Origin of the sequence: Stieleria tagensis (assembly GCF_024129865.1) — a bacterium.
Classification (GTDB): Bacteria; Planctomycetota; Planctomycetia; order Pirellulales; family Pirellulaceae; genus Stieleria; species Stieleria tagensis.
On sequence record NZ_JAMYFE010000036.1, the window covers coordinates 24370 to 47609 of the forward strand.

The following is a 23240-nucleotide window of genomic DNA, read 5'->3' on the forward strand; positions in this document are numbered from 1 at the left end:
GCGTAGAGATGGGATTGAGGGGCATGCGACTCTCCCAAGAGGTGGCACGCGAAGCTGCACGACCTCTGGGGCGGGCGCGGTCTCTGTCTCGATCCCCAGGAATTGCCGGGCACCTGCGCGAACGAAATCGTAGCGTGCTATTCTGTCAGATGGTGTTCACTCCCCCATCTTCTTATCACTCCGATTCAGATCGGCGATGCTATGCGATTCAAATGCCGTCGGTGTTACACGCAGTTCGAAGAATTGGAAAAACGGAACCTGCTGACCGCGGTCGTGGGCAACCCGTTCGATTCCGCTGCGGCCGATTCAAGATCGGTTTGTCTTGCCAGCGACCCGATCCCCGGGCTCACTCCAGTCAACGCTACCCCGGCGAATTCTGGCCCAGCAGCCGCCGACGTCACTCAAACCATCGAATCCAGCCAACGACTCATTGGTCCGATCCAGCAAGCCGCACCGCCAGCCCTTTCAATCACCGACGCAACGGTTATCGAAGGCAATAGCGGCACTTCTATGTTGACCTTTGATGTCACCCTTTCGGCAGCCGCCACAGAGACCGTTACGGTGGATGTCCATTCTGTCGATGAAGATGCAAACGCAATCGTTGTCGAACGTCTGACCAGCGGACTGTCTAGTCCCATCTACCTGACTGCAGCACCTGATGATCCTGACAACCTGTTCATCGTCGAACAAGGCGGCGTGATCCAGCGCATCGACCGGACGACCGGCAGCGTGGCCGCAACACCGTTTTTGACCGTTGATGACGTCAGCGTTGGCAGTGAACGTGGACTATTGGGACTGGCATTCCACCCTGACTACGCAACCAATCATCAGTTCTATGTCTACATGACGGATTCGAGCGGTGACAGTTTAATACGCCAGTACCTTGCAGACGCCGATGGGTTGACCGCTGACGCCACGTCGGCGGTCAAAGTCCTCGGCTACGACCAACCCCACGGCAATCACAACGGCGGATGGATTGATTTCGGTCCTGACGGTTACCTGTATATCGCATCGGGCGATGGCGGATCACGCAACGACCCCCACCAGAATTCTCAAACAATCACCGGCAGCCTGTTGGGCAAATTGTTGCGAATCGACGTCAACGGCGACGATTTCCCGGGCGATGACGATCGCAATTATGCAATCCCCGCAACCAACCCGTTTGTGGATGTCGACGGCGACGATGAAATCTGGGCCTTTGGATTGCGCAATCCCTGGCGCAATAGTTTTGATCGACTGACCGGTGATCTTGTGATTGCCGATGTCGGACAAGACTATCGCGAGGAGATTAATTTCCAACCGGCCAGTAGTAGCGGTGGTGAAAACTATGGCTGGCGGGCCCGTGAGGGCACGATCGAAACTGCGTCGGTGGGCGGTCCCAAACCGGTCGGCGCAATTGATCCCATCTACGACTACAGCCATGGAAACCAGAGCGACCAAGGTTTCTCCGTCACCGGCGGGTACGTCTATCGCGGACCGATCGAGCAGCTGCGCGGCAATTATTTCTTTGCCGACTACGTCAATGAACGGATCTGGTCGTTGCGCCCAGACGCCGGCAATCCATCGGGATTTGATGGCACCAATTACAGCGACTTCACCGACTGGACAACTCTGTTTACACCGGACGTGGGAACCATCGATAACATTTCTTCGTTCGGCGAGGATCACGATGGCAATCTGTACGTCGTTGATCGCGGTGGAGAAGTGTTTCGAATTTCCTCCGGCGCCGATTATCAATCGACGACGCAAACGCTGACGTTCCAGCCCGGCCAACTCACGCAAACCGTTTCGGTCACCGTAGTCGGTGATCGCCTACCTGAATCCAATGAGACATTGCAGGCAGTGCTTTCCAATCCCAGCAATGCGGAAATCGATGATGGAATTGGCATCGGCACCGTCATTAACGATGACGCGCCGTCGTTGATTGATGTGGTCATCAATGGGCATGCCAATCAGCGGTCCATCGTGGACCAAATCCAATTGCGTTTTGACAGTGATGTCCAACTGGACGCATCGCAGGGTGATTTGTTTCGCATCATCAATCGCGACACACAGGAGTCAGTCGAAGTGGCGCCCACCACTACCGTCGAGAACGGCCGGACGATTGTCACCCTGGCCTTTGTCGATGGGCCGGCGGTTGACTCGCGACTACTCAGTCCACCTACGCTGGTCGATGGCCACTACCAGCTTTCGATCAATACATTGCGAGTCAGCATTGCCGGTGTGATCCTGGACGGTGATGGCGACGGCATCGCTGGCGGCGATGCGGTGTTTGGCACTCAAGCGGCGGATCGCTTCTTTCGCTTTTTCGGCGACACTGATGGTGATGCCGATGTCGACGGCCAAGACTACCGCCGCTTTGCCACGACATACCTGGTACCTGGCGACCAACCCGCGCATGACCCGTCACTCGACTTCAACGGTGATGGAGATGTCGACAGCCAAGATTACGGGCAATTTTCATTGCGATTCAGGCGTCAGCTGTGAACCTGACAAATTCGTCCACAAGCAGCGAATCCACTTGATTTGCCACAGGACGACAGTGATTTCTCCCCCTGCGCACCAATTCGGGCGAGACCGCGGCCAATCCGAATGAAAAACAATTCAGGCAATCGCGCACCGGATTTCTGGACGTCGGCGAATCGCGGATGCACTAAACTGAATGACTGTTGGACCATCGCACCCAAGCGTGTGAACTGTTTTGCAATCCTTGCTACCGCTGCCATTCCAAGGCCAATCTGATGAAAACAGATTTCAATGTTACGACTGCCCTCCAGTCTTTATCGCTAAGTGCGATTTGCACCCTTGCCATTCTCATGTCCGCGCCATCGGTGGGGGCACAGGAGGAATCCGGTACAACCACCGATCCCCCACCGGCCAGCGCCAGCCAAGACGCTGACGGTGATACTGATGCGGTGACCAAAGCGGATACCGAGGAAGAAAAGGATCCCTTTGCGGTCCCGGAAGACGCCGATGTTGATCAGTTGTTTGAATTCATTGCCACTGTCAAAAAGCAAAGAAACCAGAATTTCAGCACGGTTGTCAAAGTGGCGCAATCAGTGGTCAAAGCTTGTGAAGCCATTCGTCAAAACGAAGCGGTCGAAATCGAGCAGGAACTCAAAGCGATCCAAGAACAGATTTCTGCATTGCGATTTCTAAGCCGAGCAAACCCCGAGGCCCAACAACAATTGCAAGCCTTGATCGAATCGCTACGGACTGACGAGCGAGTGGAAATCCAACGGATCGTCAAAGTCGAAAACTTGATGACAGCCATCTCTCAGCTCTCGGTTGCATCGCCCGAAAAGATTGAGGAAACGGTTGATCAACTAAAATCGATCACGGAAGACGTGGGATTTGATCGTCAAATCTTTGGATTGGCCAACATGCTCGGTCGCTCGGTTGAAGCCACCGGTCAATTAGAAATCGCGGCAGGTGTCTATGATTTCATTGCAGAAAAATTGGGGGAATCCGACGACGAAGCCCTCCGCCAGCGCGCCGATAAAATGCTCGGTGCGGCACGCCGCATGCGTTTGTTGGGTAATCCAATCAATGTCATGGGAACCACCGCCAGCGGCGATCCGATTGATTGGGAATCCTACCGTGGTAAAGTCGTGTTGGTTGATTTCTGGGCCAGTTGGTGTGGCCCTTGTCGCGGTGAAATCCCCAATATGAAACGCAACCTGGAACTCTACGGTGATCAAGGATTCGATATCGTCGGCGTGAACTTGGACCACTCGCGAGATGCATTTGACAAGTACGTGGATGAATACGATCTGAATTGGACCAACCTGATCAGCAGCAAAGAATCCGAGATGGGCTGGGAACACCCGCTGGCCAATTACTATGGCATCACCGGGATCCCCACGGCCATCCTGGTGGGCGCCGATGGAAAGGTCGTCTCGCTCAAAGCACGTGGTTCCGAATTGGACGAATTGCTGGTCGAATTGCTGGGCAAACCAAAATCCGTTGTGGATGACAGTGAGCCAGAAACCGAGACGGAGACCGACGCGACTGATGAATGATTTGATCGTATCTGGCTGGACGGACGTTGCAGTGTTTCGCCGGTAGCCCTGCCCCCTAGGGTTCAGTCGGTCTGCGCCCTGGTGGTCGGCCCAGCTGTCTGGCTAGATTTCTTCGTCGACAAAAATGATGTGGCGAAAGTAGTGCTGCGATTCAAAACTCGCACCGAGCGCGCCGATCATGATCCCCAGTGACGCGCTAAAGGTGGCCATCTGCGGTCGATCTAGCCAAGACAATTGATGCGGTTGATCGATCGTCGTGGCCGCCCAAGTCGCGATCAAATCGGAGGGAAATAGCAGGTGTGACAACATCAATCCGGACACAAACAGAGTGGCCCACGTCGTCAGCATACCGGCGCACACGATTCCCAGCGCCGACGCCGATGTAACCACCGTCTGCTCGCTGCGTTTGGTTCCCCGCCGCACCAGCAACTGTTGCCGCAACACCACATAGAGGGTCGTGGAAATCAGCGACGCCACGACCAGCAGTAGCAACCGATTGCGGCCTTGGGCAAGCGCCAGATCCCAGGCTTCAGCGGTCATCAATAGAATGGCCAGCGTTGAAAAGGACGCGATCGTCAGCCGGCTCAACCGTTTCGGGAATTCCCAAGGCCGAGCCGCCCAGACAGCCTGATAGATTTCTCGCCGGTTGATCCAGGCGGCGCGGATTACAAAACTAACGTATCCCATCCGCCGGCCGATCCCTTCCTCCAGGCGCTGGTCGGCGATCTGCATCAATGCTTCGCGCTGACGCTGTTGGTCGGCCGGCTCGAGCGCGGCCATGTGATCGAGCGCCCGGGCATTGGGCGGATGAAACAGCAAATCGTTGGGATGATCGCTGCGTGGCAAACCGCTCAGGTGCCCCACGCCATGCAACATCAAGCGGCTCAACCGCCTGGCAATGCGTTCCACACGCTCGGCATCATTGACCTCCACCCCCAGCGCCAGAGGATCGATCAACGAAAGTGAGATCACGGCTGCGTCGAGTGGTCGACTGAGTGCCGCGAAGCAGTAGGTCGAATAGTTCCCGATCAGTTCGGCGGCAGTCAAGACGAACGCAAAATCCCAGTGCAGGGCATCACGTTCTTCGAGTGCCTGACACAACAGCAGGCTTGGTTCGACACGCCCACTCGCCAACATCTCCGGGCGCCGGATCTCAAAAAAGTTGAATTTGAATCCGGGGAAAAGTTCTTGCAAACGTCGATCGGTCTGTTCGACCGCCAACTTTGCGGCCCGCGCATCGACCCAGTCCAACGGTCCGGCAACGATCACACCGATCTCAATTAACGCTGTCGGTGATTCGGTTTCTGACAAGGACACTCGATGACGACTCGTTGATTGCTGCTCGTTGTTGAAATTCTATCCGTGCAGCAATCATACCCATTCCATCACGAACGTTGTCATTCGAATGGCCTATGCTTCTTGGGCCTGAACCATCCAGAAGTGTTTCTCCAGAGGCCCCGAGATTCCGATCACCAGGTCTTCGCTGACGGGATCCAGATCACCCAATTTTTCGGTCGCGTCGCGCAGCCCTTGGATGGTCGTCTGCATCGCGTCGGCGACTGCGGTGACGGTCGACGGCACGTCCTGAAAACCATCTGGATACTTGGCCAGACTGCTGGACGAAGCGACCGTGCAGGAGCGACCGTCGGCGGATTTACCAAGCGCCGCAAGTCGTTCAGCAACTTCGTCACTTCCATCGCGGACCGTCACGATAATGTCGTCGAGCTGCAAGTGGACCGAACGAAAGTTTTTGCCGATCACGTTCCAGTGCGCTTGCTTGAGCAACAATGCCAGATCGACCAGATTGACCAGCGTTTGCTGTAACAGCGATGCGGTTTCCTCAAGGGCTCCGTCGGCCAAAATCTGTCGTTTAAATGGGCTCGTCATGTTTGCTCACCTAGTTCCTTTGCTCGAGTACGTTTTGTCTGCGTGAATACAGTGGATGCGGGCCGACGAGTGCCATTTCGGCAATCAAATCGTCGCAATCTGAACACCCAATGACCAATGCAACTGCGATGCCAATTCAATGGCTGCCGTTTATACGTCAGAGTAAAAGGATTTGTCGCTGGTTGTTGCCCCGGACAGGGTGCAGACTTTGGCAGCGAAGCGGACCGCGTTCTGCAGGGTTTCCGTCATATCATGGCCTTGGGCCAGCCCCCGCAAAGTGATCGCCGTGAAGGCATCACCAGCACCGATGGTGTCGCGAAAATCAACTTCATCAACCGCCGGAGTCTTGACAAAGGCATGTTCCCCGTGCTGATCCACCCAGTGGGCACCGCGGTCACCCATCGTGATCCAACAGGCCCGTAACCCGTGTTCGGAAATCAACCGCTGGGCCAGCGGAATCACATCCGCATCCCCGTCCAACTTCTGGCCCGCCAGACACTGCAATTCATCTTCGTTGCATTTTAGATAGTCCGCGTGTGCCAAGACGTCGGGCAACCAAGACGGGTCAAAATGATCCTCGCGCAAATTGATGTCGACAAACACTCGCCGGCGAAGCTCCTGTTTTAGACGGACAATCGTCTGCTTGGTTTGTTCGCTGCGAAAACACAAACTGCCGTGATACAACAGTCGGCAACCGCCATCGGCCTGCTGGTCGTTTTCCGATTGCCGCGGTCGCTTTTCAGCCAAATCCGCGGGGAACTGCAGGTGATCGTAGGCAACGTCGCGGACGATTTCATAGCTAGGTTGGCCGTCTTTCAGCGTGACCCGGACCACACCTGTCGATTTTGTGTCGACGACCTGGATGTGGTCGGTGGACATCCCCCATTTTGAAATTGCGTCGCACAGACGTTCGCCCAAAGCATCGTCGCCGACCGCTGAAACGAAACAGGGATCGGATCCAAGTCCATGCAGGTGCCATGCCACATTCAAGGGCGCCCCACCGACCACCGAGGTGCCATCTGGGAACTGGTCCAACAACGCTTCGCCGACGATCAGAATCTGTCGTGATATCACTCTTGTCTCCAATGGTGTTCTCGCCGCATCAATCATATCGTACAACAGGTACGATCGCATCTTCCCATACATCACAGGCGCCGACCATGCCAACGATCACAACGCTTGCGACCGACCTGGACGGGACGTTCATCCCACTCGGTGGCGATCCAACGCACATTGAATCGCTGCAATCGATTCAGCAATATCTGGTCGACCATCGGCTACAGCTGATTTTTGTCAGCGGTCGATCCTGGTCGTTGACGCGTCAAGCGATCGCCGAATCCGCGTTACCAGAACCGAACGTTGCAATTTGTGATGTAGGAACCAGCATCATGGTCCGCCAGGACAGCGGGTATCAGATCAACGCCGACTATTCCGATTGTCTGCAGCAACGAATGCAGGGCTGGGACAATCAACGTGTTTTGGATGCCGTTACCGCACTGCCGATCGAAATCGAATCCCAATCGCCTGATCGACAAACGGACTTCAAAGCCAGTTTCGACTTTCCGCTGGCCGATCAAACCAATGTCCGCAGACGAGTCCGCGACTGGATCAACGAATCCGGGGCTCCGCTGTCGATGGTGGTCAGCAAACGGATCGACGGAAAAGTCGGCCTGATGGATTTGTTGCCTGGGGATGTCAACAAAGCGTTCGCCTTGCAATGGTGGCTGGAATCGAAATCGATCGCGTTGTCATCGGTGGTCTTTTGCGGGGACTCGGGAAACGATTCGGCGGTCATGTCGATCGGCGTCAACAGCGTTTTAGTGGGCAACGCCGACGAACACCTGCGTGAGAGTGTGATCGACCTGCCCTCGGCAAACATCTACTCTGCCAAATCGGATTCGACGTCGGGTGTGTTGGAAGGGTTATTGTATTTTTCACAGCGCTCGTGAAATTGTCCCGACGATTTTGCGCGAGGCATTGGTTTTCCTAACCCGACACGTCACGTGGCGTTGACCTAATCCTCAAAGGTAAATCCGCATGGAAAAGGCAACCCGACGCGTCAGCGAGGGATTTAGCGTGTTGACGGGATCCCTCGCTGACGCGTCGGGTTACCAAAAACCAATGCCTGACGACGCGAGAGCGCGACTTCGAAAAGCGCGAGCGAGGGACTCCATCTGATTCCTCCCTGGCGCATCGCGTTTGCGAGAGAATCGCCGTTTCAATACGTGCCAGTGAAAGACGCGGTCCATCGCATCAAACACGGCTGAGCCAACAGATTTGGTAGGGTGCTAAGGTCAACGGTTCGGAAGTGCCGATGGTGGTCTTTTCGATCGCGTCTTCAAAGAACCGACCCAGCCCGGCGGTGCGAACTTTGTTGCCCGCGATCACCTGTGTGGTTTCGGAAAAATTCGCCAACACAACCAATCGATCGCCGTCGTGGATCCGCACGTACCCCAACACCGATCGGTTGGACGTGTTGAACAATTCCATCTCTTGACCCGCGAGAGCCGGCGTGGATTTTCGCTGGTGGATCAAATGCCGTAGTGACAAATAGATTCGCTTGCGAATCGAAGCATCGTTCAGTTCATCGTTCAGTTCGTCCAGATACTCCCACTTCATTTTGGGTCGGTGAATCCAGCGGCTATCGCCCGCTTTCGCCGGATCTTTGACGAAGTCATAGTCATTGAGCATGCCCCATTCTTCACCCAAGTACAACAACGGAATCCCACCGATGCTGAGCGTGACGCCGTGCAACAGCATCATGCGGCGGATCGCGAGTTCTTTCTTTTGCTCGTCATCCTCGTCAATCGCCTGTTCCAGGCCGGCCAATGAAGCCATGGTTCCGGAGATCCGCATGTCGCCGGTTTCGACGTTTTCCTGAAACGGGACGCCACGCGCAAACGAACCTTCGAATTGCCCGGTGTAAAACTGATTCAAAAACTGGCGATGGTTGTACGCGTTGATTCCAATCGCTGCGGCATCATTGTCGTCGAACGTCCAGCCGATGTCGTCATGGCAGCGCAGATAATTAACCCAGGCGGTTTCAGCGGGCAGCCGAAAACGATGCCCCAACGTCTGCACCAATAAATCGGTTTTCCGTGTGGCCAACGATTCCCACAACAACGCCATCAACGTCGGGTTATAGGAAATCTGGCATTCATTTTGGTCGATGTATTTAACGACTTCGTCCGGGTGCACGATCGCTTCGGATTTGAACAACAACCCCGGCGCAGCAATTTTGGCCAACCGATTGAAAGCTCGGATCAACAGGTGCGCTTCGTCCAAATTTTCACAACCGGTGCCCATCTGTTTCCAAATGAATGCGACCGCGTCCAACCGCAACACGTCAACGCCCATGTTAGCGATGTACAGCATTTCTTCTAACATCGCGCGAAACACGCCTGGATTGCTGTAGTTCAGATCCCACTGAAAACTATTGAACGTCGTCCACACCCAATGACGCATGCCGTCGTGCCACGTAAAATTACCCCGGCGGACGGTAGGAAAAATTTCGCGTAGCGTGCGTTCGTATTTATCCGGTTCGGTGCGGTCGGGAAACAGATAGTAGAACTCGCGGTGTTCGAAATTCCCCGCCTGTGCTTGTTTCGCCCAATCATGGTCGTCGGCAGTGTGATTGAAAACGAAATCCAACACCAAAACGATCCCCGCCTCGCGCAGGTCCTGGGCCAGCAACCGCAGATCATTCACCGTCCCCAATCCGGGATTCACACTGCGATAGTTGCTGATCGCATAGCCGCCATCATTGTTGCCAGGACGCACCGCGAACAGCGGCATCAGGTGCAGGTAGGTCAGGCCGAGGTCTTTGAAATAGCCGACGTGCTGCCGCAGTCGACTGAGGTTCTCGCTGAACAGATCCACGTATAACGCACCCCCAACGATCTGCTCGGATTTAAACCAATCCGGATTATTGATTCTGGCGCGATCATTGTCACGCAGCGCTTCATCACGCTCGAACCAACTGAGCGCGGCCGTCGTGAGAATCTGTTCTAAGTGGTAAAAAAAGTCGTAACGATCGTGATACAGGTGATACAGGATCGCGAACAGCGGCCCCCAATGCTCCTCCAGTCGTCGCTCGAATTCGCACCACAACTGATCCGCGCACACACCTGGACGCCCCTCTGGATCCGTCTTGCCGGTCGATTCGACCGCGCCGGATTGGGCACTGGCCTGGGCGTTCTCCCAGGCTTGTTTCAATCGCGGCCGCAAGCGGTCCAGCGTCAACTGAGCTCGCGCCGCAACCTCTTGTTCCGTCATCGCGTGACTATTCAATCCGATCATTGGGGATGACGATGTTATCCAAAAAATTGTAGTAGCTAATGCCTTCCAGAATGCCGGCCGCATGCGACGCCTGGGCGAAGTAGACGCGAGGCCGATTTTTCAAACGGTTCATTTCTTTGCTGTGATTTCCAACGACAACGCCCAGCGTTCTGCCGAGCAACATGCCGACGTCATTACCCGAATCGCCGGCAACCAGAACATGCTCGGGGGCAAACCCCCATTTCCAAAGCACGTGTCGCATTGAAAAATCGCTGCCGCCCCGTACGGGGATCACATCCATGAACATCCCCAATGACATCAGGACTCTAGCACGTACACCGGCTTCGCGAAGCCGCTTCTTGATCTTCTTGATGCTGGGACTGATCTCGGTGTCAATTTCATAGCTGATTTTGAACTCGGATTGGTTTTCGTCTGATTGCCGATACAACCCCTCAATGCCGTCGAGCGCGCTGCGGACTTCATCCGGCTTCCAAACGTAGCCAATGGATTTTTGCCAGCTGCGGTCCGGGGTCAGGTTTTCACCGTAGTGCAATTGGGTTCCCGCATCCGTGTCGATCAGATCGGGTTGCGGCAATCCCAACTGTTCGATCATCTCCATCGCACTATCAAGCCGACGGCCGGTAGCGATGCCGAATCCAATGTTTTCATGGGAACGAATCATGTCCTTGAATTGTTCCAAGGCATCATTGTCTCCGGTCAACGTATTGTCCAAATCCGTCACGATCAATCGGTCAAATTCCGGCAACCGCCGCGCCGTTCGATTGATCGGTTCCGGGGACGCGGTATGAGACAAAATGTCGCTCAAATCGCGCAAGTAGCGCGTCGCATGATTCGACCAGGCGTAATGTTCTCGAGTCCCCTTGATTCCATTCTCTGACCAGGTCTGCCACTGATCTGGCTCGGTCAGCGTTCGCAACAAAGCGTGTTCAATTTCCGATTGATCCAGCGGATCCACTAGGATTCCGTTTTGGCAGTTCGAAATGATGTCTCGCGGCCCGCCGTCACTGGTTGCCACGATCGGCAACCCCGTCGCCCCTGCTTCCAGTAGCGTCAACCCGAACGGTTCCGTCAGGGCGGGATTAATAAACACGCCGCGCAGCTGTGTGATGTAGCGATACAGTTCGGGAACATCGTCGGAACTGTGATGTTTTGGATAAGCAACCTTGCCGTACAAGTCGTACTTGTCAATCAAATGCAGAATATTACCGATTACGGTTCGCTGGCCTTTGGTCAACTCGCGGTAGTCGTCGCGTGTCCCCAAGATCAAAACCAGGTTCGCACGTCGCTGCAGTTCCTCGCTCTCGCCATACACACGAACCAGCATTTCCAGATTCTTGCGCTCATCCGGACGTGCCATCGTCAGGATCGCCGGCTTCTCAGGCTCCTTGAGAAAACGGTCCAACTGATCGGCAATTTTTGGTCGCGGCCAATATTCATCGGGAGGTGAAAACGATGCCAGATCCACCCCCGGTGGAATCACCTCCATCCGTGACGGCTGATAGTGGTCGTACAATTCGTACTGCTGCTGAACTTCCTGGTTCGTGCTAGTGACGACCATGGCTGCCGTTTCCAGGGCAATTTCTTCGGCCTCGATTCGCTGCGTCAATCGGTAACGCCGCTCCAGCGTTTCGCGACTGGATTTCCCCAGCGACAATCGCTGCCGCTTCACACGCCCCAGCGAATGCCCAGTGAATACAAACGGGATATGCAGTAGACGCGCCAAGTGCGCACCGGCAACGCCGGCATCGGCATAGTGACCATGAATGACCTGTGGCAGACCGCTGCGTTTAAAGTGCGCGATCGTCTGGTCGATGAACATTTCCATGTACGGCCACAACGACTCTTTCCGCAGATACCGCTTGGGGCCAAACGGGATCCGCACAATTTTGGCGTTATCCGAAAGTGACTCCTCTAACTGTGCGTAGTCGTCATCGACCGCCGGATCGATGACCTGCCGCGTCAACAGTTCGACTTCTCCGACGCTGGGTTGCTTGGCCAATTCTCGAGCTAATTCGACGACATATTTGACCTGCCCGCCGGTGTCAGCGTCTCGACCCAATTCAAAATCATGGCCGCGGATCAAACCGTGCAGACTGATGAGAGAGATTTTCATCGCTTCCTTGGTGGATTACGCCACGTGCATTTTCATTACTGGTTTCCCCATTCTCGGAAGCACAGTCTGTGCCGAACCCAAGCAGATTGCCACCAAAAGATTGGGCAAGGGCACTTTGCCCCCCCAAAACGCCTCTAATGGGGAGGGCCCAGTCTCCGCTGGTCGAACATCCCCCACACTGGTCAATTACCAATCAAGCCGCAAGCCTGTTGAACGATGCGTTTTTCCGTGACCGCTTGGTTTTTCGTCACCCGATGCGTCAGTTTTAAAGTTGCGCTTTCGCGTCAGGCGTTGATTTTTGGTAACCCAAAGTGTCAGCGAGAAATCCCGTTAACACCCTAAATCCCTCGCTGACGCTTCGGGTTACCATCAAAGCGCACCTTTAAAAGGCGACACGGAAGTCTCAGACTCCCATCGACCGCTGCATCCGAGGGGCGTCGATCAATCCACTTTCTTGACGGGGCGCTCGACGACGGTTGACGGCGCATTGGTGATCAATCGCGAGGATCGATCACGCGTCAAGAACGTCCACCCCCACTGGACCAACACCAAGATACGATTACGAAATCGAGTGATGTACATCAGGTGCACGAACAACCACAGGAACCAGGCAACGAACCCCTGGACTTTGAAGTTCCGAATCGTGCCGACGGCCCGGTAGCGACCGATCACTGCCAAACTGCCACGATCGAAGTAATGAAATGGTTTGCGTGGTTTGCCTTTGGCATCGGCAATGATACAGCGTCCAGCGTGCCGCCCCATTTGACTGGCGACCGGCGCTAAACAAGGCAGTTCACCATGCTCTGCCGTTTCCAATGACGCCAAATCACCACACACAAACACGTTGGAGTGACCTTCGATCGACACATCCGGTCCAACGACAACTCGTCCGCTGCGCTTGCGTTCGACGCCGGCCTGACGACTGATCGTTTCACCCATCGGCACCGCCTGGACGCCGGCCGCCCAAACGACGGTACGAGTGCGAATCGTTTTGTCGGGCAAGTCAGTTGTCGACGACAGGACCACTTCGGTCGGTTCGATTTGTTTGACGTGGTAACCACACAACACCTCGACGCCCAGCGCCGTCAGATCGCGATGTGTTCGCTGGGGCAGCGGCGGTGGATAAAAATGCATCGGATTTTCGCTCGGTTCGATCAACACGACCCGCGTCTGTTGCGGATCAATGCTGCGAAAATCACGCGCCATCGAATGAAAGGCGACTTCGGCAATCGCGCCGGCCAATTCGCAACCGGTCGGCCCCGCGCCGACAATCACGAACGTCAATTGTTCCGCAACTTCAACCGGATCCTGACAACGCTCGGCGGTTTCAAAGGCGGTTAAGATCCGCCGCCGGATTTCCGTAGCGTTTTCAACGGTCTTTAATCCCGGGGCCAATTCACTCCAATGGTCGTTCCCGAAATAGTGATGCGACGATCCGGCGGCCACGATTAAGTAGTCGTAGTGCAACGCTTGGTCGTTCATCTGCACCTGCTGGTCAGCCAGCGAAATGTCGGTGACCTCACCCAACAACACCTGCGCATTGGGCTGGCGGTTCAAGATCGAACGCAGTGGCGACGCGATATTCGACGGCGAAAGCTCACCGGTCGCGACCTGGTACAACAGCGGTTGAAAGAGGTGATGATTGCGACGATCAATCAATGTGATTCGCACGTCGGCCCGTTTGAGCGACTGCACCGCAGCCAACCCGGCAAAACCACCACCAATCACAATCACAGACGGCTTGTCGTCAGAGGGGGACATTACAGTTCCTGTCGTAATCCAGTTCCCGACGCTATCCAGGGGACATCAGCAACGACTCTAGCACCGTCCACGACAGCTGAAAACCACGCACCAATCCGATCGCAATGCAGCGGATTCGAAACGGCAGCCGCCCCCCGGGGACTGGACGGCTTGCAATGCTACTGTGGCGATTAAGATGCTCGGTGGACTGGGAGGGTTGTCGGTTTTATGTGTTTTGGGGCTACGCCGGTTTGCGACAATGGAAACGGTTTGCCAGAAAGTATCAGCCAACCACAGCGGTCCGACCGACGGTGAAACCGACGGGGGCGTTGTTTCCATCGGTTGCCCGCTCAGCACGAGCGAGAGAGAGTGGGAGAGAATCCAAACCCAATGATTCGAATATATGCTGCACTGATTTGCCTGGTAGCGATCCAGCCGAATCATGCCTGTGGACAAGATGCGCAGCCGAAATACCGGTATTGGACGACCAAATGGTCGTTCGATGACATCAATCTACAGGACCTGACGCGAAAGTTGCGTTTGATCGGTATCGATCTACCCATTGGCGTCGCCGGACGTGCCACTGTTAATTTTGACGTCTCGGTCCCACTGACCGCACTGCGAACCGGACGCGCCTATCGGTTTGACGGATCGATTGCGATACGCGAACTGCGTGCGGACAAAATCAAATTCGATTCATTGCGTGCCAAGGTTCTGTTTAACGACGGCAAACTGGTGCTCTCTGATCTGAACTGTATTGAGCACATAGACGACAGCGGCAAACCGGCACCGGCGAGCGGAAAATTTGTCGGCGCCGCGTCCGCCCAGTTGTTGCCCAAAGGGGACTTCCAAGCTGACCTGAACGCCACCGATTTAGAGATCGGCCCGTTTGCAGATCTGCTGGCGCGATTCGGGATCGGTGTGGATCCGGGGACGGTTCGCGGCGGATTGACCGCGGACGTGGCATTGGCCGGTTCGATCGATGAAATCAATTCACCGGATCGCTGGACGATCGCCGGCAACCTGGATGCCAGCGGTCTAAAAAGTAGCGACAGCATCGCTTTGGACATTGCCGCCAAATCATTTCGACTGCAGGACCAGGCGCTCACGTTGCCCAGTTTGCGAGTCACCTCGGCCGATCGCCCGGAGTTCTTTTTGCAGGCCGGCGGCACAGCTTCGCTGGCCGATTCGACCTCCTTTGATTTACAGTTGCAAGCGAACGATTTACCGGTCAGCGACTTGCTGGCACTGCGATTCAATCATCCCCAAGCGATCTTTGACGGCAAACTGGACTTGCAGGGCACTGCAGTGGGATCGCTGGGCGGCCCCCAAAAAGATCGGCGTCTGAACGTTCAAGTCGCGGTGGCGTCACCTGAAATTCAAATGGGCGGCGTTCATTTGGGGCTGCTCGAACACGATGTCCAATTGACCAACAACCAACTCTCTGTCCGGCCCCGAAACACCACTACCGCGCTCGATCCGCGAATACGTCTGCAATCGCTGCAAGCCGACTACGAATCGAACGACCAGTTCTTCAAGATCAAACGTCTCGACGCATCACTGTTTGGCGGAAGACTGGATGGTGAAGGCCAGTTGGCTAAATCCCCCGACGACAATCACCGATTGATCGCCAATTGGTCCGGGATTGCGCCGCGAGCCCGATTGCCGTCCTCACTGGCCGCGCAGGGATCGATGTTTTCGCGGGCGTCGTTGTCTTTGGAAACGTCCGGCAAGATTGACTGGACCGCGCCGGCCGACAAACTGGATCAACCCGCCCAACACCGTGGCAACGTCGATGTCACACTGGCCAACATCCGCGTCGGTGACGAACCGGTCGGCAACGCTGATCTGAAATTGGCCATCGCACCCGATCAGTTCGACGCGAACTTGGACGGCAAGTTGTTTGGTGGCACAGTGACGATCCAAACCACCGCTGGAATCGATGCGCAGACGCGCTGGAATGACATCCCAGCGAAATTGCAAGTGAATCAATTTTCATTCACGCAACTCTCACTGCAAGACCTGTTGCGTTTGGCACACGTCGATCATTCGCGATTTGGAGGCCGGATCGACGGGGAATTGCGTCCTCGATTCGATGACGACGGCGTCTTGGTCAGCGACGCGGACATTCACCTGTTCGGTTTGGCGGCCGACGGTGTCTTGGTCGCCAGGTCGGTGCGCGCGTCACTGAAGTCGTTTGGCAGCGATCTGGCTCTGAAAACCGTACGGGGAACCTATGCGGGAGGCCAATTGCAAATGGACGGGCATTGGTCACTGGGCCACGGCGAAAAAACGATGACTGCGCGACTGGTGCGCGCCAAAGGCGATCGAGTGTTATTGCCGATCAGTAAAAACGCATCGGGCTGGGTCGGCGGTATCGTTTCCACACGCGCCTTGATCGCTGCGCCCGGCGACTCGCTGAAGGACACCATCCGAATCACGGGCGCAGTTGCGGTTCGCGACGGGACCACATTTGGGTTGCCCGTTGGCGACGCACACAGCCCCTATGTGATTTCGGTTGGTGTCCAACCGTTTCAGTGGCGGGCGGATTTTTCTGCGATCAGTTCGAAACTCGCGCGGGGCCGGGTCGACGGCAACTTGACTTTCGCGTCGGCCAGCGCCGGGCGATCCGGATTGCATCTGGAAAGCAACTGGCGAATGAACCACGTGGATTTTGAAAGCCTGCTTAGCACCTACGTCGGCACCAGCACCATCGGCCGTGGCGACGTGACCGGTGATTTCCGGCTAAGCGGTCGTCACGTCAGTGGAGTCCGCGACTTGGATGGCGAATTCATGGTGCGACTGGGCGGAACCGATGCCACCGCAGTTCCTGGCCTGTCGGCGGCCGGATCTCTGCTGGGTGCATCTGCATTGGTCGGTGTCCGATTTGAGGAAGGCAACGCGAAAGGACGCATCAAGGGCGGCAAAGTCATCGTGGATCAAATGGTGATGACATCCAAGCGTGTCGCCGTAGAGGCCGTCGGCAGCGTCGGCATTCGGGACAAACGGTTGGATTTTAACGCGATCCTTTCAACAGGTAATTTTGAAGGCCAAACCCAACTCATCGAACAACTCGGATCCCAGATTCTGTTGGATTTGACGCCGATCGGACAAATCAACCAATTGGTCAGCGATCGAACCATCGTGTTTGAATTGGCCGGACCGACGCGTGACCCGATTTTTCGTCTGCTGACCGCCGAAACCGTGCAAGCCAACGCCCGCCGTTTTGCTCGCCAGCAGGCCATCGGGCTGATCCTTGCCGATTCGATCCTGTTTGACAATTAAACGGCGCAGTGAATCTGTAGCGGCAGTTTTGTTTCTGCCGCGCGCGATGGGTTGGTCATGCCGATTGAAGCGGTATGAATACCAACATCAAACATCGCTGGTTGCGTTTGGCTCCGTTTGTATTGTTACCCGTCCTGGCCGGTTGTAGCGCATTGGGGTTTTCATCGTACCCCGTCGCGCACATTATGACCGACGACACCAAGGCGGTGCTAGCAAGCACTCCCGGGATGCCCAACGTTCCGCGTGAACTGGCCAAAGAGGTTCTGCCGGACCACTATTTGCAGCCTGGCGATGAAGTGTTACTGGAAACCGTCAGCGACGACACCGACATTCGGCTGCCAGCGGACCAGCAGGTGATGGCCGATGGCACGATCGACTTAGGGGCCTACGGCCGTGTGGTGGTGGCCAGTTTGACATTGGAGCAAGCCGAAGCGGCGATCCAACAGTCGTTGGCCGACCAATCCGACGAATCTGTCGCTGTCAACGTGCGAATGATCCAGCCGATCCATCGCTATTACGTGATCGGCGAAGTCAACTCGCCGGGTGCCTACCCACTGTCCGGACACGAAACGGTGTTGGACGCGATCTTAGAAGCAGGCGGACTGACGACGCGTGCATCGGCCTGCGATCTATTGCTGGCTCGGCCGACCCAACCCTGTTCCTGTCGCGTGACGTTGCCGGTTTGCTATCGAGCGATCACCCAATTGGGCGATACGACAACCAACTACCATCTGCAGCCGGGCGACCGCATCTTCGTGGCCCGACAATCGATGCACGAAGAATTGATGGCGGTTTGCCACGGCGGCCAAACCTGTGAGCGATGTTGCAAGAAACAAGTCGCATGTCGTGACGCCCGCGGCGCCATCTCGTTTGCATCGCTGTTCATGCCATCATCCAAACAAACGATCGAACCCATCGAGCCGCCACCGGCCGATGAGACAGCGACCGATGAGCCAGCAGCAGATGGCCCATCAACCCTGCCGGGCCAAGACGTCGACCTACCATCGGAATCCGAGCTGCGCTCGCCACAACCCAACGGCCAGCTACCCGAACCGCAAGGCCCGCTCGACGGTGAACTCGATTTTGGCATGCTGCTTAAATAGCTTTCGCTAACGACTCTGCTTGCCCGCATCCGATGTCACCGCGCTGCCCTCGGGCAGAGTGCGCACAGAACCGGCACCAGGCAGCTGGTCCATGGAAACGGAAATGGCGTTTCCGTGGACCGTCGAAATCACGATCTGGGGCGTCGCACTTCCGTTATCGGAATCTTGTGGCTCAATCGTCGTCATTTCACTTCTCGTCTGTTCAGGGGCGAAGCAATTAAAAATCAGGCGACGCACAGGCAGAGCAACCTGTGTTCCAAACCACTCGCATCGAATGAAACAAGTTCGATTCCAGCGTTGGACGTTGCCATGCGAATCGCAAGGAACCCTGAACGAGCCTTCAACGGCTGATGCACTGCCAGCGTCAGCCGCGGGAAGTAACCTGATTCAATCATCTACAATTAATGATCGTGCCCGGCATGATCGTGGTCATGAGAAAGTTTGCCGTTGTAAGATTTACCCTCAATTGAAATCATCAGGTTTCCCTCGGCTCCGGCATCGATCCATTGCACCAATTTTGGATCGGTGGAGCTGAAACGCGACGCATTCTCAGCCGGATCTTCCGCTTGCCGGTCGGCTGCAAACGTGAACGATTCGACCGATCCGTCGTGCTTTAGGCTGACCGCAACGGAGGGTGATGGAATGGCCACCGCCGTTTTGGCTGCTCCGTCAAGCACGTAAATCGTAATCCCTTGTTCGCCGTGCACCAGTTCGGCATGAAAGTCCTCTTTGCCCAGTTCGATCAGGTCGCCCCCGTGCGGTCCGTGTTCGGGATGGGCGTGATCGTCCAACATCGGTGGCATTTCGTCGATCACCACAACGTCGTCATGGTGAGAATCGGTTTCTGTCGACGAATCGGATTTAGAACACCCCGCCAACGACAGGCAGACGACCGACAGACAGGTGGCAGCGGTAAATAGATACTTCGTTTTCATGGGATGGTTTCAGAGAGAGAGTGGGTGAGGGGATAGCGAGCAACGTGTTGTCAATTCAACGGCTGATGAATCATCCGCGCCTAATGTGCGTGCTTGGTCTCGAAACCATACTTCTTGAGCCAAGCCTGCCATTGATGCGCCGCGTCGTGATCCTTCAATGCCAGCTTCTGCCATTTGGCACAGCGGTAGCTAATGTCTGTGTGTCCACCATGCGAGCCGACTTTGACTTCGCACCGAAGCTTTTTCAACGTCGCGACCATCTTTTCCGCTTTGTCGCCTTCACCGTGTACAGTCTTCCATTTGACCAATCGGTACTCGACGATTTCCGATGCCATCACAGTCGGGTCGGCGGCTTGCGCGGGTGCTGCGACGACCAGGGCGGCCGCGACCAATGCGAATGCGCACAGCGTTTTAGAAATTAACATTACAGTTTCCTCCGTGGGAGATTGGGAAAGGATTGATTTCGAAACACTCTCGAAAATTCAGTGGTTAGGGTCGGATGCGGCAGTGTCTTGCGCCGCCCGGTCCTGCAAAATCTGTTGACCGGCACGTCGGCCGATGGTCCAGAAGAGTGCCGGCCGAACGAAAAATTCGGCCAGTGTGCTCGTGAGAAGTCCGCCAACGATCACCGTCGCGACGGGATACAGAATTTCTTTTCCTGATTCACCGGCGGCCATGGCCAACGGCAACAACCCGATCCCGCTGGTCAGCGCGGTCATCAACACGGGTGCCATGCGTTCTTGGCCGGCGCGTTTGACCATTTCACGCGTCCACGATTCGCCCTCGTGCTGGACCAAGTGCAAGTAGTGGTTCAGCAATAGGATTCCGTTGCGGCTGGCGATGCCACACAAAGAAATGAAACCGACCATTGCGGCCACGGTAAGGTTTTGATCGGTGATCACCAGCGCGGCGACTGCACCGATGAAGGCGGTCGGCAGAGCGACCAACACTTGGATCGAGAAATTGACGTTTCCGAACAAGGTGTACAGCACCAGGAACATCCCCAGCAGGGCCAGCCCCGATAGAAATGCCAACCGCCGAGTCGCCGATTGTTGGCTTTCAAATTGGCCGCCGTATTCCAAGAAATAGCCCGCCGGCAATTCCAGGTCACTCAGCCGGGATTTAATGTCGCCGACAACATCGACCACGCCGCGGCCTGAAACATTGGCCTGCAACACGATCCGCCGACGAACCTGTTCGCGTTTGATCGTATTGGGACCGCCGCTTTCATAGATCCTTGCAACGGCTTCTAGAGGGACGGTTCCACCGGCTGGCAAGGTGATCGCCAACCGTTCCAATTTGGATTCGTCTTCGCGAAACGCTTCATCCAATCGCAAAACCAGATCGAACGTGCGCTGCCCCATCAGGACTTGACTGACAACTTGTCCGTTCATCGCCGTTTCGACCAATTCCATGACGTCGGCCGGCTGTAAACCGTAACGCACCAAGGCGTCACGATCGAGCTCGATTCGCAATTGTGGGATGTTGGTTTGTTGTTCGACCAGAACATCGGCAAGTCCTGGGACATTGGCAATCCGTTGCTTCATCTGCTCGGCCGTTTTCCGCAACACGTCCAAATCATCCCCATACAGTTTGATTCCGATTTGAGCTTTGACGCCGGAGATCATGTGACTGATCAGGTGGGCCAGCGGTTGTTCGGTGCTGGACACGACACCGGGGATATCATCCATGACGTGTCGAATTTCATCGATTGTCGTTTCACGATCGGCGCCCTCATCAATTTCCAACACCAGCTCACTGACGTTGACACCCTCGGCATGTTCATCGAGCTCTGCCCTTCCCGTGCGCCGAACGATGGTTTTAACATCCTTGATTTCCAGCAATCGCCGTTCAATGGAATTGCCAATTTGATTGCTGGTCGCCAGCGATGTGCCCGGTTCCAACAAAGCGTTGACCTGCACACTGCCTTCGTTAAATGGTGGCAGAAAGTCACGATCCAGCGAGATCAACGCGAGGCCTGCGAAAGCCACCAACACCGCCGCCACACCCAATACGGGGCCAGGCAATCGAGTGCTCGATTGGATCGCAAACCCTGCGATTCCTTTTAGCCCTTCGAGCAATCGACCCTCTTCGGCCGCTTCCCCGCCAAGCATCGTTTCAATCATTTGCAGCCCCAACCAGACCAGCGGCGTCGCGGCGATCGCCCACCAAATCGGCCGTCCCGGAATCGATGGCGGCAGGTGCAGCAGATCCAACACACGGGGCACAACCCAGTAGAACAGCAACAAAGAAATACCGAAGGCCAGCACCGGCAATACGATTTGCCAAGCCCGTTTGCCCACCAATAGCAAGGACGACAGCGCCGGGGTGACCGTCAATGAAACGATCAGCGACGCGATCAACGAAACGACATAGCCCATCGCCAGTGGGACGAACAGTTTGCCCTCCATTCCCTCGAGGGCAAACAGTGGAATAAACACAAGCACCACGATGGCAGTTCCGAACACGATCGAACTGCGAACTTCCGTGCTTGCGTCCAAGACAACCTTTAATACCGGACGTGGTGAATCGGATGCCCGGTTCTCACGTAAACGGCGATAGATATTTTCGACATCGACGATTGCGTCATCGACCAATTCGCCAATGGCAACGGCGATTCCCCCCAGCGTCATCGTGTTGATCGACAAACCGAATGCGGCAAACACACAGGCCGTCGCGATGATCGACAACGGAATCGCAGTCAGCGTGATGAAAGTGGTGCGAAAATTCAACAGAAACAAAAACAGAATCACCAGAACCAACACGCCGCCATCGGCCAGTGCTTCGACCACGTTGTCGATCGCCCGGTCGATGAACGAGCGTTGTGAATAGACGTTGGCAATCTGGATGTCGTCTGGCAATGCGACCTTCAATTCTGCCAAAGCTTTCTTGATCGCTTCATCGACTTGGCGAGTGTCGCTACCAGGCTGTTTATTGACAGTCAGCACCACCGCGTCGCCGCCTTGTACGTCACCATGTTCGTCGCGAATAAATGCCGATGCATCACCCCGTTTGACCTGGGGTGCCTGGACTACCTTGGCAACATCCGACAGCGTAATCGCGCGATCGTCTCGCATGACCAGCACAAGCTTTTCCAGATCCTGCACACTGCTGACACGCCCCAATCCCCGCACCAGTAATTCATTCGCACCGCGATCGTCCAAATAGCCGCCGGTAGCATTCAGGTTCGAGCGTGATACCGCGGCGTGGACCTGGTCCATCGTCAATCCGAACGTGCGTAGCGAATCCGGATCGACCAACACCTGGTACTGCATTCGCCCGCCGCCGATCGTGAACACTTGCGACACGCCGGGAATCGTCAACAGTCGTTGGCGGACAACCCAATCAGCCAACGTACGGACTTCCATTGGTGGCGTTTTTTCATCCTGGCTCCACATCCCATACATCAAAATCTGGCCCATCACCGACGAAATCGGCGCCAGTGTCGGTTTAATGCCGTCGGGCAGTTGTTCGGCGGCCAGTTGCAGGCGTTCGTTGACCACCTGCCGGTCGTTGTAGATATCGGTGTTCCAATCGAATTCAACGAAAATCACCGAGATCCCGATCCCGCTACTACTGCGGACATCGATCACTCCGCTGGCGCCGTTGAACGCGGTTTCCAGCGGAAACGTGATCAGTGCCTCGACTTCCTCGGGCGCCATCCCGGGCGCTTCGGTGATCACCACCACGCGCGGCCGATTCAAATTCGGAAAGACATCGATCGGCAGATGCACGGTCTGCCAGGCACCGACCGCCAGCATGATCAAGGCGGTCGCCAAGACAAGCATGCGGTTGTGCAGCGAAAACGAAATGATTTTGTCTAGCATGATTGGCAACGGCAGCGGTGGAAAAATGA

15 protein-coding genes are annotated in these 23240 nt (G+C 55.7%); 5 read left to right on the forward strand and 10 right to left on the reverse strand.

Annotation, left to right across the window (positions count from 1 at the left end):
* The first annotated feature begins 201 nt into the window (after nucleotides 1–201).
* Both NHH03_RS07750 and NHH03_RS07755 read left to right on the forward strand, forming a co-directional pair.
* Nucleotides 202–2487 carry a PQQ-dependent sugar dehydrogenase gene (locus NHH03_RS07750; RefSeq protein ID WP_253155194.1) on the forward strand — a complete coding sequence of 762 codons (2286 nt, stop codon included), beginning with the start codon at nucleotides 202–204 and terminating at the stop codon, nucleotides 2485–2487.
* Between the two features lie 329 nt (nucleotides 2488–2816).
* The gene (locus tag NHH03_RS07755) at nucleotides 2817–4022 is read left to right on the forward strand and encodes a TlpA family protein disulfide reductase (protein ID WP_253155195.1); all 1206 of its coding nucleotides are present in this window, start codon (nucleotides 2817–2819) and stop codon (nucleotides 4020–4022) included.
* 102 nt (nucleotides 4023–4124) lie between these two features.
* Here the strand turns inward: NHH03_RS07755 and NHH03_RS07760 are convergent, their stop codons facing one another.
* The 3 genes from NHH03_RS07760 to NHH03_RS07770 form a co-directional block, all read right to left on the reverse strand.
* A complete protein-coding gene (locus tag NHH03_RS07760; protein ID WP_253155196.1) occupies nucleotides 4125–5339 on the reverse strand; it encodes a hypothetical protein in 1215 nt (404 codons plus the stop codon).
* Between the two features lie 93 nt (nucleotides 5340–5432).
* Complete coding sequence (locus NHH03_RS07765) at nucleotides 5433–5909, reverse strand: Dps family protein (protein WP_253155197.1); 477 nt, start codon at nucleotides 5907–5909, stop codon at nucleotides 5433–5435.
* A gap of 150 nt (nucleotides 5910–6059) precedes the next feature.
* Nucleotides 6060–7043 carry a carbohydrate kinase family protein gene (locus NHH03_RS07770; RefSeq protein WP_253155198.1) on the reverse strand — a complete coding sequence of 328 codons (984 nt, stop codon included), beginning with the start codon at nucleotides 7041–7043 and terminating at the stop codon, nucleotides 6060–6062.
* Between the two features lie 26 nt (nucleotides 7044–7069).
* On the opposite strand from NHH03_RS07770, the gene NHH03_RS07775 reads away from it, so the two are divergent.
* Nucleotides 7070–7858, forward strand: a complete 789-nt coding sequence (locus NHH03_RS07775) for an HAD-IIB family hydrolase (protein ID WP_253155199.1) — start codon at nucleotides 7070–7072, stop codon at nucleotides 7856–7858.
* A gap of 304 nt (nucleotides 7859–8162) precedes the next feature.
* Here the strand turns inward: NHH03_RS07775 and NHH03_RS07780 are convergent, their stop codons facing one another.
* The 3 genes from NHH03_RS07780 to NHH03_RS07790 all read right to left on the reverse strand — a co-directional run bounded on the left by NHH03_RS07780 (nucleotide 8163) and on the right by NHH03_RS07790 (nucleotide 14082).
* Nucleotides 8163–10184, reverse strand: a complete 2022-nt coding sequence (locus tag NHH03_RS07780; protein ID WP_253155200.1) for an alpha-amylase family glycosyl hydrolase — start codon at nucleotides 10182–10184, stop codon at nucleotides 8163–8165.
* 7 nt (nucleotides 10185–10191) lie between these two features.
* Nucleotides 10192–12321 carry an HAD-IIB family hydrolase gene (locus NHH03_RS07785; protein ID WP_253155201.1) on the reverse strand — a complete coding sequence of 710 codons (2130 nt, stop codon included), beginning with the start codon at nucleotides 12319–12321 and terminating at the stop codon, nucleotides 10192–10194.
* A 441-nt stretch (nucleotides 12322–12762) separates the two neighbouring features.
* The gene (locus tag NHH03_RS07790; RefSeq protein ID WP_253155202.1) at nucleotides 12763–14082 is read right to left on the reverse strand and encodes an NAD(P)/FAD-dependent oxidoreductase; all 1320 of its coding nucleotides are present in this window, start codon (nucleotides 14080–14082) and stop codon (nucleotides 12763–12765) included.
* A gap of 369 nt (nucleotides 14083–14451) precedes the next feature.
* Between NHH03_RS07790 and NHH03_RS07795 the strand changes: the two genes are divergently transcribed.
* Together NHH03_RS07795 and NHH03_RS07800 are read left to right on the forward strand one after the other, a co-directional pair.
* The gene (locus NHH03_RS07795) at nucleotides 14452–17346 is read left to right on the forward strand and encodes an AsmA-like C-terminal region-containing protein (protein WP_253155203.1); all 2895 of its coding nucleotides are present in this window, start codon (nucleotides 14452–14454) and stop codon (nucleotides 17344–17346) included.
* Between the two features lie 74 nt (nucleotides 17347–17420).
* The gene (locus NHH03_RS07800) at nucleotides 17421–18449 is read left to right on the forward strand and encodes a polysaccharide biosynthesis/export family protein (RefSeq protein WP_253155204.1); all 1029 of its coding nucleotides are present in this window, start codon (nucleotides 17421–17423) and stop codon (nucleotides 18447–18449) included.
* 6 nt (nucleotides 18450–18455) lie between these two features.
* On the opposite strand, the gene NHH03_RS07805 is transcribed toward NHH03_RS07800, so the two are convergent.
* The 4 genes from NHH03_RS07805 to NHH03_RS07820 all read right to left on the reverse strand — a co-directional run bounded on the left by NHH03_RS07805 (nucleotide 18456) and on the right by NHH03_RS07820 (nucleotide 23211).
* A complete protein-coding gene (locus NHH03_RS07805; RefSeq protein ID WP_253155205.1) occupies nucleotides 18456–18635 on the reverse strand; it encodes a hypothetical protein in 180 nt (59 codons plus the stop codon).
* A 215-nt stretch (nucleotides 18636–18850) separates the two neighbouring features.
* On the reverse strand, nucleotides 18851–19384 hold the full coding sequence (locus tag NHH03_RS07810; RefSeq protein WP_253155206.1) for a hypothetical protein: 534 nt from the start codon (nucleotides 19382–19384) through the stop codon (nucleotides 18851–18853).
* 80 nt (nucleotides 19385–19464) lie between these two features.
* Entirely contained in the window at nucleotides 19465–19809 is a 345-nt protein-coding gene (locus tag NHH03_RS07815; RefSeq protein WP_253155207.1) for a hypothetical protein, read from the reverse strand.
* 57 nt (nucleotides 19810–19866) lie between these two features.
* Nucleotides 19867–23211, reverse strand: coding sequence for an efflux RND transporter permease subunit (locus NHH03_RS07820; RefSeq protein ID WP_253155208.1), 3345 nt, complete (start codon nucleotides 23209–23211; stop codon nucleotides 19867–19869).
* Nucleotides 23212–23240 lie beyond the last annotated feature (29 nt).

Bases quoted from the DNA above. Each gene is read 5' to 3' on its own strand.
- NHH03_RS07750 (WP_253155194.1), top strand. From the start codon at position 202: ATGCGATTCAAATGCCGTCGGTGTTACACGCAGTTCGAAGAATTGGAA.
- NHH03_RS07755 (WP_253155195.1), top strand. From the start codon at position 2,817: ATGTCCGCGCCATCGGTGGGGGCACAGGAGGAATCCGGTACAACCACC.
- NHH03_RS07765 (WP_253155197.1), bottom strand. From the start codon at position 5,909: ATGACGAGCCCATTTAAACGACAGATTTTGGCCGACGGAGCCCTTGAG.
- NHH03_RS07770 (WP_253155198.1), bottom strand. From the start codon at position 7,043: ATGCGATCGTACCTGTTGTACGATATGATTGATGCGGCGAGAACACCA.
- NHH03_RS07775 (WP_253155199.1), top strand. From the start codon at position 7,070: ATGCCAACGATCACAACGCTTGCGACCGACCTGGACGGGACGTTCATC.
- NHH03_RS07780 (WP_253155200.1), bottom strand. From the start codon at position 10,184: ATGACGGAACAAGAGGTTGCGGCGCGAGCTCAGTTGACGCTGGACCGC.
- NHH03_RS07785 (WP_253155201.1), bottom strand. From the start codon at position 12,321: ATGAAAATCTCTCTCATCAGTCTGCACGGTTTGATCCGCGGCCATGAT.
- NHH03_RS07790 (WP_253155202.1), bottom strand. From the start codon at position 14,082: ATGTCCCCCTCTGACGACAAGCCGTCTGTGATTGTGATTGGTGGTGGT.
- NHH03_RS07795 (WP_253155203.1), top strand. From the start codon at position 14,452: ATGATTCGAATATATGCTGCACTGATTTGCCTGGTAGCGATCCAGCCG.
- NHH03_RS07800 (WP_253155204.1), top strand. From the start codon at position 17,421: ATGAATACCAACATCAAACATCGCTGGTTGCGTTTGGCTCCGTTTGTA.
- NHH03_RS07805 (WP_253155205.1), bottom strand. From the start codon at position 18,635: ATGACGACGATTGAGCCACAAGATTCCGATAACGGAAGTGCGACGCCC.
- NHH03_RS07810 (WP_253155206.1), bottom strand. From the start codon at position 19,384: ATGAAAACGAAGTATCTATTTACCGCTGCCACCTGTCTGTCGGTCGTC.
- NHH03_RS07815 (WP_253155207.1), bottom strand. From the start codon at position 19,809: ATGTTAATTTCTAAAACGCTGTGCGCATTCGCATTGGTCGCGGCCGCC.
- NHH03_RS07820 (WP_253155208.1), bottom strand. From the start codon at position 23,211: ATGCTAGACAAAATCATTTCGTTTTCGCTGCACAACCGCATGCTTGTC.